The sequence below is a fragment of the Streptomyces humidus genome, assembly GCF_014649655.1.
GTDB classification, from domain to species: Bacteria; Actinomycetota; Actinomycetes; order Streptomycetales; family Streptomycetaceae; genus Streptomyces; species Streptomyces humidus.
The window spans coordinates 143,336-158,530 of record NZ_BMTL01000013.1; the positions used below are offsets into that span (position 1 = coordinate 143,336).

Genomic DNA, 15,195 nt, shown 5'->3' on the forward strand with positions numbered 1-15,195 from the left:
GAGGGCGGTGGAGCCGAAGACCGGCTCCACCGCCCTCCCCGGATCACACGGACCCGGCTTGCACGACCTAGCTGCAGCCGCTGGTGGAGCCGCAGCCCTCGCAGATGTAGCAGGAGCCGGCGCGCTGCATCTTCGTGCCGCAGGAGAAGCACAGCGGGGCGTCGGCGTGGATGCCCAGCTGCATCTCCACCAGTTCGGCGCTGGTGTGGGCCTGCTGCGGCGCCGGCCGGGCGGCCTCGGCGCCGGACTTGGGCGCGGCGACGGCCTTCAGGTCCGTCTGGCGGGGCGCGGACTGGGCGAGGCCCTCCACGTCCACGTCCTCCTCGTCCTCGAGGTTCGGCTCGTAGGAGCCGGTCTCCAGGTGGCGCTGACGCTCCTCGGCGGAGTGGATGCCGAGCGCCGAGCGCGTCTCGAAGGGCAGGAAGTCCAGCGCCAGGCGGCGGAAGATGTAGTCGACGATCGACTGCGCCATCCGCACGTCCGGGTCGTCCGTCATACCGGCCGGCTCGAAGCGCATGTTGGTGAACTTCGAGACGTACGTCTCCAGCGGCACGCCGTACTGGAGGCCGACGGAGACCGCGATGGAGAAGGCGTCCATCATGCCGGCGAGGGTCGAACCCTGCTTGGACATCTTCAGGAAGACCTCGCCGAGACCGTCGTCCGGGTAGGAGTTGGCGGTCATGTAGCCCTCGGCGCCGCCGACCGTGAACGAGGTCGTGATGCCGGGACGGCCCTTGGGCAGACGCTTGCGGACCGGGCGGTACTCGATGACCTTCTCGACCGCGGCGCGGATCGTGCCCTCGGCCTTCTCGGTGACCTCGGCCTTCTCCTTCTCCTTGGTCTTCGCGGAGAGGGGCTGGCCGACCTTGCAGTTGTCGCGGTAGATCGCGAGCGCCTTGACGCCGAGCTTCCAGGCCTCGAAGTAGATCTCCTCGACCTCCTCGACGGTCGCCGTCTCCGGCATGTTGACCGTCTTGGAGATGGCGCCGGAGATCCACGGCTGGATCGCGGCCATCATGCGGACGTGGCCCATCGGGGAGATGGCGCGCTCGCCCATGGCGCAGTCGAACACCTCGTAGTGCTCGTGCGCGAGACCGGGGGCGTCGATCACGTTGCCGTTCTCGGCGATGTGGGCGACGATCGCCTCGATCTGCTCCTCCTGGTAGCCCAGGCGGCGCAGGGCCTGCGGGACGGTGCCGTTGACGATCTGCATCGACCCGCCGCCGACCAGCTTCTTGAACTTGACCAGGGCGAGGTCGGGCTCGACGCCGGTGGTGTCGCAGGACATCGCCAGACCGATGGTGCCGGTCGGGGCGAGCACGGACGCCTGGGCGTTGCGGAAGCCGTTCTTCTCGCCGAGGCGCAGGACGTCCTGCCAGGCCTCCGTGGCTGCGGCCCACACCGGGGTGTCCAGGTCGTCCATGCGGACGGCCGTGGCGTTGGCGTCGGAGTGCTGCTTCATGACGCGGTTGTGGGCGTCGGCGTTGCGGGCGTAACCGTCGTACGGGCCGACGACCGAGGCCAGCTCGGCGGAGCGGCGATAGGCCGTGCCCGTCATGAGGGAGGTGATGGAGCCGGCCAGGGAGCGACCGCCGTCGGAGTCGTACGCGTGGCCGGTCGCCATCAGCAGGGCGCCGAGGTTGGCGTAGCCGATGCCGAGCTGGCGGAACGCGCGCGTGTTCTCGCCGATCTTCTGGGTCGGGAAGTCCGCGAAGCAGATGGAGATGTCCATCGCGGTGATGACGAGCTCGACGACCTTCTGGAAACGGTCCGCGTCGAAGGACTGGGTGCCCTTGCCGTCGTCCTTGAGGAACTTCATCAGGTTCAGCGAGGCGAGGTTGCAGGACGTGTTGTCCAGGTGCATGTACTCGCTGCACGGGTTCGACGCGGTGATCCGGCCGGACTCGGGGCAGGTGTGCCAGTTGTTGATCACACCGTCGTACTGGATGCCCGGGTCGGCGCAGGCCCACGCGGCCTCGGCGAGCTTGCGGAAGAGCGCCTTGGCGTCGACCTTCTCGATGATCTCGCCGGTCATACGGGCGCGCAGCCCGAACTCGGCGCCGTTCTCGACGGCCGTCATGAACTCGTCGTTCACCCGGACGCTGTTGTTGGCGTTCTGGTACTGGACGGACGTGATGTCGTCGCCGCCCAGGTCCATGTCGAAGCCGGCGTCGCGCAGGGCGCGGATCTTCTCCTCCTCCTTCACCTTCGTGGCGATGAAGTCCTCGATGTCCGGGTGGTCCACGTCGAGGACGACCATCTTGGCCGCGCGACGCGTGGCGCCACCGGACTTGATGGTGCCGGCGGAGGCGTCGGCGCCCCGCATGAAGGACACCGGGCCGGAGGCGTTGCCGCCGGAGGAGAGGAGCTCCTTGGAGGAGCGGATGCGGGAGAGGTTCAGGCCGGCGCCGGAGCCGCCCTTGAAGATCATGCCCTCTTCCTTGTACCAGTCGAGGATCGACTCCATGGAGTCGTCGACGGCCAGGATGAAGCAGGCGGAGACCTGCTGGGGCTGCGGGGTCCCGACGTTGAACCAGACGGGACTGTTGAAGCTGAAGATCTGGTGCAGGAGGGCGTAGGCCAGCTCGTGCTCGAAGATCTCGGCGTCGGCGGGCGAGGCGAAGTAGCTGTTGTCCTCCCCGGCCTTCCGGTACGTCTTCACGATGCGGTCGATCAGCTGCCTGAGGCCGGTCTCACGCTGGGGGGTGCCCACGGCACCGCGGAAGTACTTGCTGGTGACGATGTTGACCGCGTTCACCGACCAGAAGTCGGGGAACTCGACGCCACGCTGCTCGAAATTGACCGAGCCGTCGCGCCAGTTGGTCATGACGACGTCACGACGTGCCCAGGCCACCTCGTCGTAGGGGTGCACTCCGGGGGTCGTGTGGATGCGCTCGATGCGCAGGCCCTTGGTGGCCTTGGCTCCCTTGGCTCGGGAACCTCGTGCCGGACCGCTCGCCGTCTCTGTCATGCCGCCTCCCTCTACGGGCGAAAACGCCCTGAAATGCCACGTTGTTCCCGTGACACGTTGTTCTGTCTTGAGTTGTGGGCGCCCACGCGCTACCGCCCACAACAGGTCTTCGTCCGCCGCCGCCCGGCCGCCCCGGAGAGGCTCCGGCCGTGGCCCGTCGGTCAGTCGGCCGCCCGGGCGGGCTCGGGGACCTGCTCGGCCCCTCCGCGCCCGCCGTCGCCCTTCCGGCTCCCCACGACGACCCCCGCTTCGTCCGCACGGTCGTCGCCGTCCGCGGCGGGGGGTCCCGCCTGGTCCCTGAGTTCCGTGATCGCCGCCTCGAAGTCCTCGAGCGAGTCGAACGCCCGGTAGACGGAGGCGAACCGCAGATAGGCGACGAGGTCGAGTTCCTGCAACGGGCCGAGTATGGCCAGCCCCACGTCATGGGTGGTCAGCTCGGCGCTTCCGGTGGCCCGCACCGCTTCCTCGACCCGCTGACCGAGCTGGGCGAGGGCGTCCTCGGTGACGGGCCGGCCCTGACACGCCTTGCGCACGCCGTTGATGACCTTGGTGCGGCTGAACGGCTCGGTGACCCCGGACCGCTTGACCACCATCAGCGAGCACGTCTCCACGGTCGTGAAACGACGGGAGCAGTCAGGGCACTGACGCCGCCTGCGGATCGACGTGCCGTCGTCCGTCGTACGGCTGTCGACCACACGGCTGTCGGGGTGCCTGCAGAAGGGGCAGTGCATGAAATCCAACCCTCCTCACAGCAGACTCGATGGCCTCGCAGGCCTCACGGGCCCCTCGAAGCAGCCCCCAGCATAGGGGATCCATCAGCGTCCGATGACACCGGGGAACACAACTTCTGGGCCGCTGCGCCAATCCAACCACTACATGTGGGGCTTGGCGCATACAACCAGGCCGTATCGCGTGTCGCGCCCGCCACGCTCGACGCGCGCTCACCGCCCGCTGTCCGCCCGTCACGCCGAGCACGCGGAAGGCGCCCCGGCACACGCGTGTGCGGACATGTCGCGGCGGTTCCTGCGGCGATACCGTGGGCGCCGCGAGGAGGAGAGGTGGGACTCTCGCGCGGCAGCGGGACCGGTCCTCGGTCGACCGGGAGCCGGATGGCAGACTGGGGCCACGCCTCACAAGGTCATCGTCTCCGGCGGTGAAGGGTACAACAACGAGCCCCGTCGCCCGCCGGAGACCGCGTCAGCTATACACCCAGACACCCGATCAAGTCCCGTTATCCACGGTTTTTCACTCGAACGTGTGTTTGGCGCAACCTTTCGAAAGCCACTACCGTTGTCCAGCAGGGAGACAACCGAGAGGGGCCGACGTGACCACCACCGCAGACAGTGCCACCATCACTGCCCAGGACCGCTCCCAGGGCCGACTCGAGCCGGTGCATGCGATGAACGAAGCCGTGAATCCCGAGGCGCACAAGCGCTCGCTGCCTGGCCGGCCTCCGGGCATCCGCGCCGACAGCTCGGGGCTCACCGACCGGCAGCGCCGAGTGATCGAGGTCATCAGGGACTCCGTACAGCGGCGCGGCTACCCGCCGTCCATGCGGGAGATCGGTCAGGCGGTCGGCCTGTCCAGCACGTCCTCGGTCGCCCACCAGCTGATGGCACTGGAGCGGAAGGGCTTCCTGCGCCGCGACCCGCACCGCCCACGCGCGTACGAGGTGCGCGGCTCCGACCAGGCCGCCTCGGTGCAGCCCACGGACACCGCCGGGAAGCCGGCCGCGTCCTACGTCCCGCTGGTCGGCCGGATCGCCGCCGGCGGCCCGATCCTGGCCGAGGAGTCGGTGGAGGACGTCTTCCCGCTCCCGAGGCAACTCGTGGGCGACGGCGAGCTGTTCGTTCTGAAGGTCGTCGGCGACTCGATGATCGAGGCCGCCATCTGTGACGGCGACTGGGTCACCGTCCGCCGCCAGCCCGTCGCCGAGAACGGCGACATCGTGGCAGCGATGCTCGACGGAGAGGCCACCGTCAAGCGGTTCAAGCGCGAGGACGGCCATGTGTGGCTGCTGCCGCACAACTCCGCCTACGAGCCGATCCCGGGCGACGACGCGACCATCCTCGGCAAGGTGGTGGCCGTACTCCGCCGCGTCTGAGCGCGGCGGCGGGCGGGGCTCCCCCCGCCCTACCCCCTGACGGGGCCCCGGGATCCCTGCGCCGGTTCCGGGGCCCTGTGCTGCGCCGGTGGGCCCGCCCCCCTGTGTCTGCGCCTGCGCTATGCCTGCGCCCCGGCGTCCTCCTCCGTCCCGGTCGCCGCCTCCGGCGTCGGCGGCGTCCCGGCCGGCGCCGCTCCGTCGGACTCCGCCTGCCTGGCCTTCGCGTCGATCGCGGCGAGGGACCTGCGGACCTGGTCGCGGTCCGTGGTGTACCAGAAGTCGGGCAGTGAGGCCTTCAGGTAGCTCCCGTAGCGGGCCGTCGCCAGCCGCTGGTCCAGTACGGCGACCACACCGCGGTCCCCCGAAGCCCGGACCAGGCGGCCCGCGCCCTGGGCCATGAGCAGCGCCGCATGGGTCGCGGCGACGGCCATGAAGCCGTTGCCTCCGGCCTCCTCCACCGCCTTCTGGCGGGCGCTCATCAGGGGGTCGTCCGGGCGCGGGAACGGGATCTTGTCCATGACGACCAGCTGACAGCTGGGGCCGGGCACGTCGACGCCCTGCCAGAGCGACAGGGTGCCGAACAGGCAGGTCTTCGGGTCCGCCGAGAAGTTCTTGATCAGCTCGCCGAGCGTCTCCTCGCCCTGGAGGAGGATCGGGAACTCGGGCAGCCGGATGCGCAGCTCCTCGGCGGCGAGCTGCGCGGCACGCATGGAGGAGAAGAGGCCCAGGGTGCGCCCGCCCGCCGCCTGGATCAGCTCGGTCAGCTCGTCGAGCATGTCGGCACGGTCACCGTCGCGCGCGGGGCGCGCCAGATGCTTGGCGACGTACAGGATGCCCTGCCTGCGGTAGTCGAAGGGGGAGCCGACGTCGATGCCCTTCCACTGCGGGACGTCCTCGCCCTCCGTGCCCTCCGGGGCGAGGCCCATCGACGCGCCCACCCCGTTGAAGTCCCCGCCCAGCTTCAGCGTGGCCGAGGCCAGGGTCACGGACCGGTCCGTGAAGAGCTTCTCCCGCAGCAGGCCCGAGACCGACATGGGGGCGACGCGCAGGGAGGCGCCGAAGCGGTCGTGACGCTCGTACCAGACGACGTCCCACTCGGAGCCGTTGCAGATCCGCTCCGCCACGTCGTGCACGGACTCCACGGAGGCGAGCGCCTGCTTACGGACCGCGTCCTCGTCCTGGACGGACTTGTCACGCGTGGCGCCGATGGCGGAGATGACCGTCCGCGCGGCGTCGCGCAGTGCCATGAGGGCGTAGCCGAGGTCCTCCGGGATCTCCTCCAGGCGGCCCGGCAGCGCCAGCTCCATGAGCCGCTCGAAGCCCTCGGCGGCGGTCTGCAGCTGGTCGGCGGCCTTCTCGTTGACCAGCTTGGCCGCGCGGCGCACGGCCCGGTTGACCTGGCCCGGGGTGAGCTCGCCGGTGGCGACGCCGGTGACCCGTGACACCAGCTCGTGCGCCTCGTCGACGATCAGCACCTCGTGCTGCGGCAGGACCGGGGCGCCCTCGATCGCGTCGATGGCCAGCAGCGCGTGGTTGGTGACGACGACCTCGGCCAGCTTGGCCCGCTCGCGGGCCATCTCGGCGAAGCACTCGGCGCCGTAGGCGCATTTCGTGGCGCCGAGGCACTCCCGGGAGGACACCGACACCTGGGCCCAGGCCCGGTCGGAGACGCCCGGCGTGAGATCGTCGCGGTCCCCCGACTCGGTCTCGTCGGACCAGTCCCGCAGCCGCAGCAGGTCCTGGCCGAGCTTGCTGGTGGGGGCGGCGGCCTCGAACTGGTCGAAGAGGCCCTCTTCCTCGTCCTGGGGCATGCCCTCGTGCAGCCGGTGCAGGCACAGGTAGTTGGACCGGCCCTTGAGCATCGCGAACTCCGGGCGCCGGCGCAGCAGCGGATGCAAGGCATCGACCGTGCGCGGGAGGTCCCGTTCGACGAGCTGGCGCTGCAGGGCCAGCGTGGCCGTGGCCACCACGACGCGCTCCCCGTGGGCGAGCGCGGGCACGAGGTAGCCGAGTGACTTGCCCGTGCCGGTGCCGGCCTGGACCAGCAGGTGTGAACCGTCGTCGATCGCCTGGGCGACGGCTTCGGCCATGGTCACCTGGCCGGGGCGCTCCGTGCCGCCGACGGCGGCGACGGCGGCATGCAGGAGTTCGGGGAGTGAGGGCTTCGTCATAGCGCGACCACCCTACGGCGCGGCAGTGACAAACGGGTGGAGGAGGCGGACGGGAGGGAAGGGATCAAGACCGTGGGTTTCCTGGTGATGGTGGAGGGGGCGGGCCGGCAGGGGCGCAAGACGACGGTTCGGCGGCGAGGGATGGCCGGATCCGGCCGATGTCGCCCGTGTGGTTTCACAGGAGATCACGCGGGTGACGTTCTCGGATCATCAGGGCCGCTCGCTTGGCGGGCAGATCGACCTCCGCGGAGAACCGGAAACCGGCGCTCAGGAAGACCGCGACGGACGGGACGTTGCGCAGGTCGGGCTCGGCGACGAGACGGGTGCACGCGGGTGTTCCGTCCAGGACGAGATCGGCGACGGCTTCGAGCAGCGGGCCGCCGAGCCCTCGCCCCCGGTCGGCCGCACCCCCGATGAGGAGGTGGATGCCGATGTCGTGGGGCCGGGCAGGGTAGTGGCGGGCGAGCGGGTCGAGGTCCGCCCGGTAGATCTCCCAGTAGCTCATGGGCCGCCCCTCGAGCACGCCCAGATACGGGCTGCTGTGTCCGCCTGCGGCGAGTTGGCCGCGCAGATGCCGCTCGGTCACGGACCCGGGCCCGGCCAGCTCCCAGAACGCGGCGACGGCCGGGTCGTTCATCCACCGGCCGACGAGCGGGAGGTCGCGCTCGATCCGTACGGGGACGAGCCGGAACGCGCCGCCGGGCGTGCCGACGGGTCCCCGGCCGCCGGCGGCGAGGCCAGGGAGCGCGTCTGGGTCGGCCTCCCTCCCGGGAGAAGGCACCGCGGACTCCTCTCGGACGGTTCAGGAGAACAGGGGGTTGGCGACGGCGACGTAGACGGACTGGGTGTCCACCGGTCCGACGAGTTCGTCGAGCCCGTGCAGCCGGGTGAGCAGATTGGCCTTGCAGCGCAGGACGGGCGAGCCGAGCAGCCGGGCGGGAACCGCACTGCGGCTGCCCCTCCGCCCGGGGCCGGATGCGGCCCGCCCGCCGGCGTCCGTGTCGGTGTCGGCGCCGGTCCGGGCGGCGTCGGCGAGGAAGCGTCGGAAGGCCGCGAGCAGCAGGCGTTCGTCGGCGAGCCGCTGGGAGCCGAACGCGCCGATGAGCCCCAGCACGTTGTTGATCCCCAGGTAGTAGCAGAGGCGCTCGTCGGTGACCTCGTCGGAGACGAAGGTGTCACTGCGCTCCCCGACCCCGGGCAGCCGGGAGTCGAGGTCCGCGCGGCGGGACTCGCGGAAGTAGTAGCCCTGGTTGTCGCGGTAACGGCCGCCCCTGGGCCAGCCGTCCGGATCCAGCAGGACGAGCGTGTTCTGCTGGTGCGCCTCCAGAGCGATGCCCGCCACGTCGTCGAGCCACAGCACGGGCCGGACGACCTGCTCCAGGTAGCGCATGAACCACTCCGCCGCCACCGCCCCCGGCGGCCGGCCGGTGCGCCCTGCGAGTCGCGTGACGATCACGGCGAGCCGGGAGCGCCGGACGGGACCCGCGTCCACGGGGCCGGGCGGCGTCCCCGGCCCCCGGTCGAACGCATCGGCCGTCTCGCGGGCATGCGGCCGGGGCGCCACGAGACCGGCGAGGCAGCAGACGTCGTCCGCCGGGGTGAAGGGATTGTGGCGGATCATCACGTCGAGTCCGGTCAGCGGGCGGCCGTCCGGGCCGTCGACGCCGAGCCAGGCGGGGTCGCGGACGATGTCGAAGCCCGGGTGGGCCGCGTGCCACCGCGCGGCGAGGCCGGAACGCAGGAGCCGGTGCACCTCGACGCCCCGGTGGAGTTCCTTGCGGAGGTTCTCCCGGCGCGAGTTGGTGATGCGCAGGCCCAGGGACAGCTTCAGCATGGCCGGGGCGCCGGACCGGTGCACGGTGCGCACCGAGGAGGTGGGATGCCACGGAAGGCCGTGGGCGCCCGCATCCCGGAGCAGACCGGCGTCGAACAGCGCCTCGGCCTCGGGGCGGCGCCGCATCTCGCCCAGTTGCCAGGGGTGGACGGGCAGGGCGGTGAATCCGTCGGGCAGCGGCAGTCCCGCGCCCGCGAGTCGCTCCGCCAGTCGGGCGGCGGGGACGGGTCGGCCGCCCTCGGTCCAGGCGGAGTCCGTGGCGAGCACGGAGGGAGCGACGGCAAGCCAGTGCAGCGGGAAGGAGCCGCGCGACTCGGGTGAGTACAGGCGCGCCTCGCCGTCCGAGAGCGCTTCTCGGCTCTTGGGGGTCGGGTGCAGCGGGTGTCCCAGCAGCAGTGCCTGCTCGGCGGCCAGGAACAGGTCGGGGCCGTCGGCGGGGCGCGCTCTGCGCTCGCCGATGAAGACGGCGGTCCGGCGGACGGAGTCGGCGACGCGAGCGACGAGCTCGGCGCCCTGACCGCCCTCGCCGCTCGCGGGCGTCTCACGGGCCAGCAGGGCGGCGACCGTGACGGCGTCCGCGGGCGGGGCCTGCTCGGGGGCGCCGGCCAGGCGCGGCGGGCCGAAGCGGTGCCAGCCCGTCGGTGACCAGTAGTCGACGGGGACGAGCAGGCCCGCAGCGCTCGCGGGCAACGGCACGCGCAGGACGCCGTCGTCGGGTGCGGCCAGGCCGGTCTCGCGGACCCAGCAGCGCAGCAGGTTCTCCACGGCCGCGGCCTGGGCGGCGGTGTACGGATCGGGGTGGTCCAGAAGGTCGCCGGCGGCGGAGGGCGGCGGTTCTGCGGGGGGAGGCGTTCCCTGCCCGCGCGGCATCGGCATCGGGAACGGGAACGGGCGCGCCGCGGGATCGGCGAACCCGGAGGCGGAGGAGGCCGCGGCGGAGGCTGAGGCGGCGGAGGGTGGCTCGGGCAGTGCCAGGAGTGCGTCCGCAGTGGGCACGGAGTCGGCGTCGGCGGGTTGCGGGAAGGTGGTCAAGGTCGGTCCTCGGTCGGTCCTCGTGGAGTGGGACGGGGCGAAGCGGGCAGGCAGTGGCACGGGGCCCCGCTCGCTCCCGGCTCCCGCGGGCGGGGCGGGGACGCCCGGCGTGCCCCGTCCCCGAAGACGCCGGTGGAGCGGGGCGCCCGGTTCATGTCTTCCGGTCGGCGAGGCCGCTCTGGCAGGGGGCCTGCTCGGGAGGCCGGCCCAGCGGGTCGGGCCTGCTCGGACGGTTGGCCTCCGGCCGCCCCGCCTGTCCTTCGTGCCCCGCCTGCCTGGCCGGCCCCGCCTGTTCTGCGGGCCCCGTGCGTCCCTTGCGGGCCGTGCCGCGGGTGTGGCTCGCGGCCACGGCTGCCGTCGCGTCCGCAAGTCGGTCCAGCACCGCTTCGGCCTGCTCGTCGGTGATGGTCAGCGGCGGAAGCAGTCGTACGACACCGGCGTGGCGTCCTCCGAGTCCGACGATCAGGCCGCGCCGCAGGCACTCCCGCTGCAGGGCGAGGGCCAGCGCGGGGGCCACGGGGAAGGGACGGTGCGCACCGTCGATCCCGTCGCCCGCGCCGGCCTCGGGATTCCCGTCGCCCTCATGAACCCCGCCGACCGCGTGGAAGTCGTCGGCCGCACGGGTGCCGTCGACCCTGCCGGGCTCCTGGCTCCCGACACTCCCGCACCCCGCTTCCGGGTCCACCATCTCGACCCCGATCATCAGTCCGCGCCCTCGCACGTCCCCCATGCACGGGAACTCCTCGGCGAGGCCCCGGAGCCGGCTCAGCATGCGGGCGCCCAGCACGGCGGCACGGTCGGCGAGGCCGTTCTCACGGACGAAGGCGAGGGTGGCCGTACCGGCGGCCATGGCGAGCTGGTTGCCGCGGAACGTGCCCGCGTGGGCCCCCGGTTGCCAGACGTCGAGGTCGTCGCGGTAGACGACGACGGCGAGCGGGAGGCTGCCGCCGACGGCCTTGGACAGGACCATCACGTCAGGAGTGATCCCGCTGTGTTCCACCGCCCAGAAGGCGCCGGTCCGCCCGACGCCCGTCTGGACCTCGTCGGCGATCAGCGGGATGGAGCGGTCCGCGGTGATCTGTCGCATCCGGCGCAGCCAGGCGTCCGGAGCCGGGATCACCCCGCCCTCCCCCTGGACCGGTTCGAGGATCATCCCGGCGGGTCGCGGCACCCCCGACTTGGGATCGTCGAGGACGGACTCGGTCCAGCGGGCGGCGAGTTCGGCGCCGCGCTCGCCGCCGACGCCGAACGGGCAGCGGTAGTCCTGCGGGAAGGGCAACCGCGCCACCCGGACGTCCCCCGCGCCCCCGGAGACCTCGAGGGATCCGGCGGTCATCCCGTGGTAGGCGCCGGTGAAGGCCAGGACGCCGGTGCGGCCGGTGGCGGCCCGGACCAGCTTGAGAGCCGCCTCCACGGCGTCCGTGCCGGCCGGACCGCAGAACTGCACGCGCGCGCGGCCGGCCAGACCCGGTGGCAGGGTGCGGAACAGTTCGGTGACGAAGGCGTCCTTGACGGGGGTCGCGAGGTCGAGCACCTGCAGCGGCGCGCCCGAGTCGAGCACTCCGCGGATGGCCTCCAGCACGACGGGATGGTTGTGGCCGAGGGCGAGAGCACCGGCGCCCGCGAGACAGTCGAGGTAGCGACGGCCGTCCGCGCCCTCGATGGTCAGCCCTCGTGCCCGCACCGGCACGATCGGCAGGGCGCGCGCACAGGTGCGCGCCGCCGACTCACGTGCCGTCTGACGCCTCAGAACGCTCTCGGGCACTGGCTCGGTCACGACCACGGCTTCCCGTCCTCCCGCAGTTCAGGGGCCGGACGCGGACAGCGGACCCCCCACCGCTACCAACCCCGCACCGTCTTCGCGGTTACGGGTCGCCGCAAGATCTCCGCTGTGACCGAACAGTTGCCGTTCCGTCGGGAGCCGCCCACAGCGAGCGCATATCGTGTGGAGGCATCGCACCCGGCCGTGGCACCCGCTCGAACTCGGTGCGACCCATCCGTGAGTTCCGCTCCGGGGGACGGCCGTTTTCTCAAGTTCGTTGACAGCAGGGGGAGTTCAGACCATGCGATCCACACGGCCGTCGTTCACCGTTCGACGGAGGAGGAACGCGCGCCGCGGAACTTCCCCCGTGCTGGGCGTCGTGGCCCTCGTCTCGGTGCTCGCGCTCACCGCGACCGCGTGCGACTCGGGCGACACCGTCGCCGGCGGCGAGACCGGCGCCTCCACGCCGGCCGTCGGCGACGGAAAGATCGTGATCCCGGACGACATCAAGGACAAGCTCAAAGAGCACGGGATCGACCTCGACAAGTGGAAGAACGGCGCCTGGAAGAACTGGGACCGGGACGACTGGCTGCGCGAGGCACAGGACTACGTCAACCCGATCATCAAGGGCCTGTGGGACCCGGACCGGATGCGCAAGGCGGAGGACCCGGACCGCAGCGTGGACGACAGCGATCTCTCCGGTGACCAGGGCGTGACCGACCCGACGCCGCAGGCGGTGGCCGCGCAGGCCGTGCCGACGAAGTACCACGCCAACGCCCCGGAGGCGGGCAAGGTGTTCTTCGACTCGCCCGAGGGCACGATGGTCTGCTCGGCGACGGTCGTGCGGGACCCCGCCCATCCGGGCAAGTCCAACCTCGTGTGGACGGCGGGCCATTGCGTGCACGCGGGCAAGGGCGGCGGCTGGTACCGCAACATAGCGTTCGTGCCGTCGTACAACGACCAGGGCCTGTCGTCCGCTCAGTTGCAGACAGCCGCCAAGGAGCAGGCCGCTCCGTACGGGGTCTGGTGGGGCGACTGGACGAAGACCTCGGACCAGTGGATCGCGCAGGGCGGCCAGACCGGCGGCGACGGCGCCTCCTACGACTACGCCGTCATCCATGTGACGCCGGAGGAGGGCGGCTCGGGCAAGTCCCTCGAGGAGACCGTCGGTTCGGCTCTCCCGGTGAACTTCACGGCACCGGCGGTCCCGAAGATCGACAGCGTGACCGCGACCGGCTACCCGGCGGCGAAGCCGTACGACGGCCAGAAGCTCTACCAGTGCCAGGACAGGCCGGGGCGGTTCTCGATCAGCTCCGCGGACCCGACGATGTACCGCATCGGCTGCACGATGACCGGCGGTTCGTCCGGCGGCGGCTGGGTCGCCGCGGGCTCGGACGGCAAGCCGGCGCTGGTGTCCAACACCTCGATCGGCCCGGCGAAGTCGGGGTGGCTCGCGGGCCCGCGGCTCGGCGACGTGGCCAAGGGCGTCTACGACTCGGTGAGCGACAAGTTCGCCGGCCGTTAGCCGGGCCGGCGGTGGACGCGCCGAGGGGACCCGCAGGGGAGCCTGCGCCGTGCCGCCGCCGTCTCCCCACCGCCGTTCGTCCCGGCTCGCCCGAGAAGCCGCCCTCACCGGGGCGTCGCTTCCGGAGAGCCCGAGGCGCGGCGGCCGGTGAGCCGGACAGGCCGTCGGCCCGTCCCCCGGAGAGGGGGACGGGCCGACGGCGTACGGCGGGTAGGGCCGGTCGCGGCGGTCTACGCGGCTGCCGGGATGTACGGCGCGAGGTCCGCCGCCAGCTCCTCGTGCACCCGGGCCTTCAGCAGGGTGCCCTCCGCGGTGTGCTCCTCGGAGATCACCTCGCCTTCGGTGTGGGCGCGGGCGACCAGGCCGCCGTGGGTGTACGGCACGAGTGCCTCGACCTCGACCGACGGCCGCGGCAGCTCGTCGTCGATCAGGGCCAGCAGTTCGTCGATGCCCTGGCCGGTGCGGGCCGAGACCGCGATGGAGCGCTTCTCGATCCGCATGAGCCGCTGGAGCGTCAGCGGGTCGGCCGCGTCCGCCTTGTTGATCACGACGATCTCGGGCACGCCGGTGGCGCCGACGTCCCGGACCACCTCGCGTACGGCGGCCAGCTGCTCCTCCGGGTTCGGGTGCGAGCCGTCCACCACGTGCAGGATCAGGTCGGACTCGCCGACCTCCTCCATGGTGGAGCGGAACGCCTCGACCAGGTGGTGCGGGAGGTGCCGGACGAAGCCGACGGTGTCGGCCAGCGTGTACAGACGGCCGCTCGGGGTCTCGGCCCGGCGCACGGTCGGGTCCAGGGTCGCGAACAGGGCGTTCTCGACCAGGACGCCCGCGCCCGTGAGCCGGTTGAGCAGGGACGACTTGCCGGCGTTGGTGTAGCCCGCGATGGCGACGGACGGCACCTTGTGGCGCTTGCGCTCCTGACGCTTGATCTCGCGGCCGGTCTTCATCTCCGCGATCTCACGGCGCATCTTCGCCATCTTCTCGCGGATCCGCCGACGGTCCGTCTCGATCTTGGTCTCACCGGGGCCACGGGTGGCGAGGCCGCCGCCCTTGCCGCCGCCCATCTGACGGGACAGCGACTGACCCCAGCCGCGCAGCCTCGGCAGCATGTACTGCATCTGCGCGAGCGCGACCTGCGCCTTGCCCTCTCGGGACTTGGCGTGCTGGGCGAAGATGTCGAGGATCAGGGCCGTACGGTCGATGACCTTGACCTTGACGACGTCCTCGAGGTGGATGAGCTGGCCCGGGCTGAGCTCTCCGTCGCAGATCACGGTGTCGGCGCCGGTCTCCAGGACGATGTCCCGCAGTTCGTTCGCCTTGCCGGAGCCGATGTACGTGGCCGCGTCGGGCTTGTCACGGCGCTGGATCACGCCGTCCAGCACGAGCGCTCCCGCCGTCTCCGCGAGGGCGGCCAGCTCCGCGAGGGAGTTGTCCGCGTCCTGCGAGGTTCCCGTGGTCCAGACGCCGACGAGCACCACGCGCTCCAGGCGGAGCTGTCGGTACTCGACCTCGGTGACGTCCTCGAGTTCGGTGGAGAGGCCCGCAACGCGGCGCAGGGCCGCGCGCTCGGAGCGGTCGAACTGGTCGCCGTCCCGGTCTCCGTCGATCTCGTGGCTCCAGGCGACGTCCTCTTCCATCAGGGCATCGGCCCGAAGACCTTCGGGGTAGGCGTGCGCAGTGCGCCGGGCGTCCTGGGAAGGGGAAGAAGAGGAGGTCATTGGATCCTTACGTCGTGGGGAATGCCGGTTCGGCGGCCTTCATGAAGGACAACGCACGAATGCCCCGGGAGATTC

General features: G+C 71.7%; 9 protein-coding genes. 2 read left to right on the top strand and 7 right to left on the bottom strand.

The window, feature by feature from the left end; translation table 11 throughout:
- Nucleotides 1-67: 67 nt before the first annotated feature.
- Complete coding sequence (locus tag IE239_RS17375; protein ID WP_190150238.1) at nt 68-2,971, bottom strand: vitamin B12-dependent ribonucleotide reductase; 2,904 nt, start codon at nt 2,969-2,971, stop codon at nt 68-70.
- A 161-nt stretch (nt 2,972-3,132) separates the two neighbouring features.
- The gene (gene nrdR / locus IE239_RS17380) at nt 3,133-3,702 is read right to left on the bottom strand and encodes a transcriptional regulator NrdR (protein ID WP_190150239.1); all 570 of its coding nucleotides are present in this window, start codon (nt 3,700-3,702) and stop codon (nt 3,133-3,135) included.
- A 593-nt stretch (nt 3,703-4,295) separates the two neighbouring features.
- On the opposite strand from nrdR, the gene lexA reads away from it, so the two are divergent.
- Nucleotides 4,296-5,075: a transcriptional repressor LexA gene (lexA, locus tag IE239_RS17385; RefSeq protein ID WP_190150240.1), complete on the top strand. Its 780-nt coding sequence runs from the start codon at nt 4,296-4,298 to the stop codon at nt 5,073-5,075.
- Nucleotides 5,076-5,194: 119 nt separating this feature from the next.
- Here the strand turns inward: lexA and IE239_RS17390 are convergent, their stop codons facing one another.
- From IE239_RS17390 to IE239_RS17405, 4 genes are all read right to left on the bottom strand, one after another.
- Nucleotides 5,195-7,246, bottom strand: coding sequence for an ATP-dependent DNA helicase (locus tag IE239_RS17390; protein ID WP_229878143.1), 2,052 nt, complete (start codon nt 7,244-7,246; stop codon nt 5,195-5,197).
- A 175-nt stretch (nt 7,247-7,421) separates the two neighbouring features.
- Nucleotides 7,422-8,027 (bottom strand): GNAT family N-acetyltransferase, encoded by a 606-nt coding sequence (locus IE239_RS17395; protein ID WP_190150241.1) that lies wholly within the window; start codon nt 8,025-8,027, stop codon nt 7,422-7,424.
- Nucleotides 8,028-8,048: 21 nt separating this feature from the next.
- On the bottom strand, nt 8,049-9,950 hold the full coding sequence (locus IE239_RS17400; RefSeq protein WP_190150292.1) for an IucA/IucC family protein: 1,902 nt from the start codon (nt 9,948-9,950) through the stop codon (nt 8,049-8,051).
- A 313-nt stretch (nt 9,951-10,263) separates the two neighbouring features.
- On the bottom strand, nt 10,264-11,889 hold the full coding sequence (locus tag IE239_RS17405) for a diaminobutyrate--2-oxoglutarate transaminase family protein (protein WP_308435398.1): 1,626 nt from the start codon (nt 11,887-11,889) through the stop codon (nt 10,264-10,266).
- Between the two features lie 286 nt (nt 11,890-12,175).
- Between IE239_RS17405 and IE239_RS17410 the strand changes: the two genes are divergently transcribed.
- Nucleotides 12,176-13,399 carry a trypsin-like serine peptidase gene (locus IE239_RS17410; protein WP_190150242.1) on the top strand — a complete coding sequence of 408 codons (1,224 nt, stop codon included), beginning with the start codon at nt 12,176-12,178 and terminating at the stop codon, nt 13,397-13,399.
- 230 nt (nt 13,400-13,629) lie between these two features.
- Here IE239_RS17410 and hflX read toward each other — a convergent pair whose 3' ends face one another.
- Nucleotides 13,630-15,120, bottom strand: a complete 1,491-nt coding sequence (gene hflX / locus IE239_RS17415) for a GTPase HflX (protein ID WP_190150243.1) — start codon at nt 15,118-15,120, stop codon at nt 13,630-13,632.
- Nucleotides 15,121-15,195 lie beyond the last annotated feature (75 nt).

Coding starts and splice junctions, on each gene's coding strand:
- IE239_RS17375 (WP_190150238.1), bottom strand. CDS start 2,971: ATGACAGAGACGGCGAGCGGTCCGGCACGAGGTTCCCGAGCCAAGGGA.
- nrdR (WP_190150239.1), bottom strand. CDS start 3,702: ATGCACTGCCCCTTCTGCAGGCACCCCGACAGCCGTGTGGTCGACAGC.
- IE239_RS17390 (WP_229878143.1), bottom strand. CDS start 7,246: ATGACGAAGCCCTCACTCCCCGAACTCCTGCATGCCGCCGTCGCCGCC.
- IE239_RS17400 (WP_190150292.1), bottom strand. CDS start 9,950: ATGCCGCGCGGGCAGGGAACGCCTCCCCCCGCAGAACCGCCGCCCTCC.
- IE239_RS17410 (WP_190150242.1), top strand. CDS start 12,176: ATGCGATCCACACGGCCGTCGTTCACCGTTCGACGGAGGAGGAACGCG.
- hflX (WP_190150243.1), bottom strand. CDS start 15,120: ATGACCTCCTCTTCTTCCCCTTCCCAGGACGCCCGGCGCACTGCGCAC.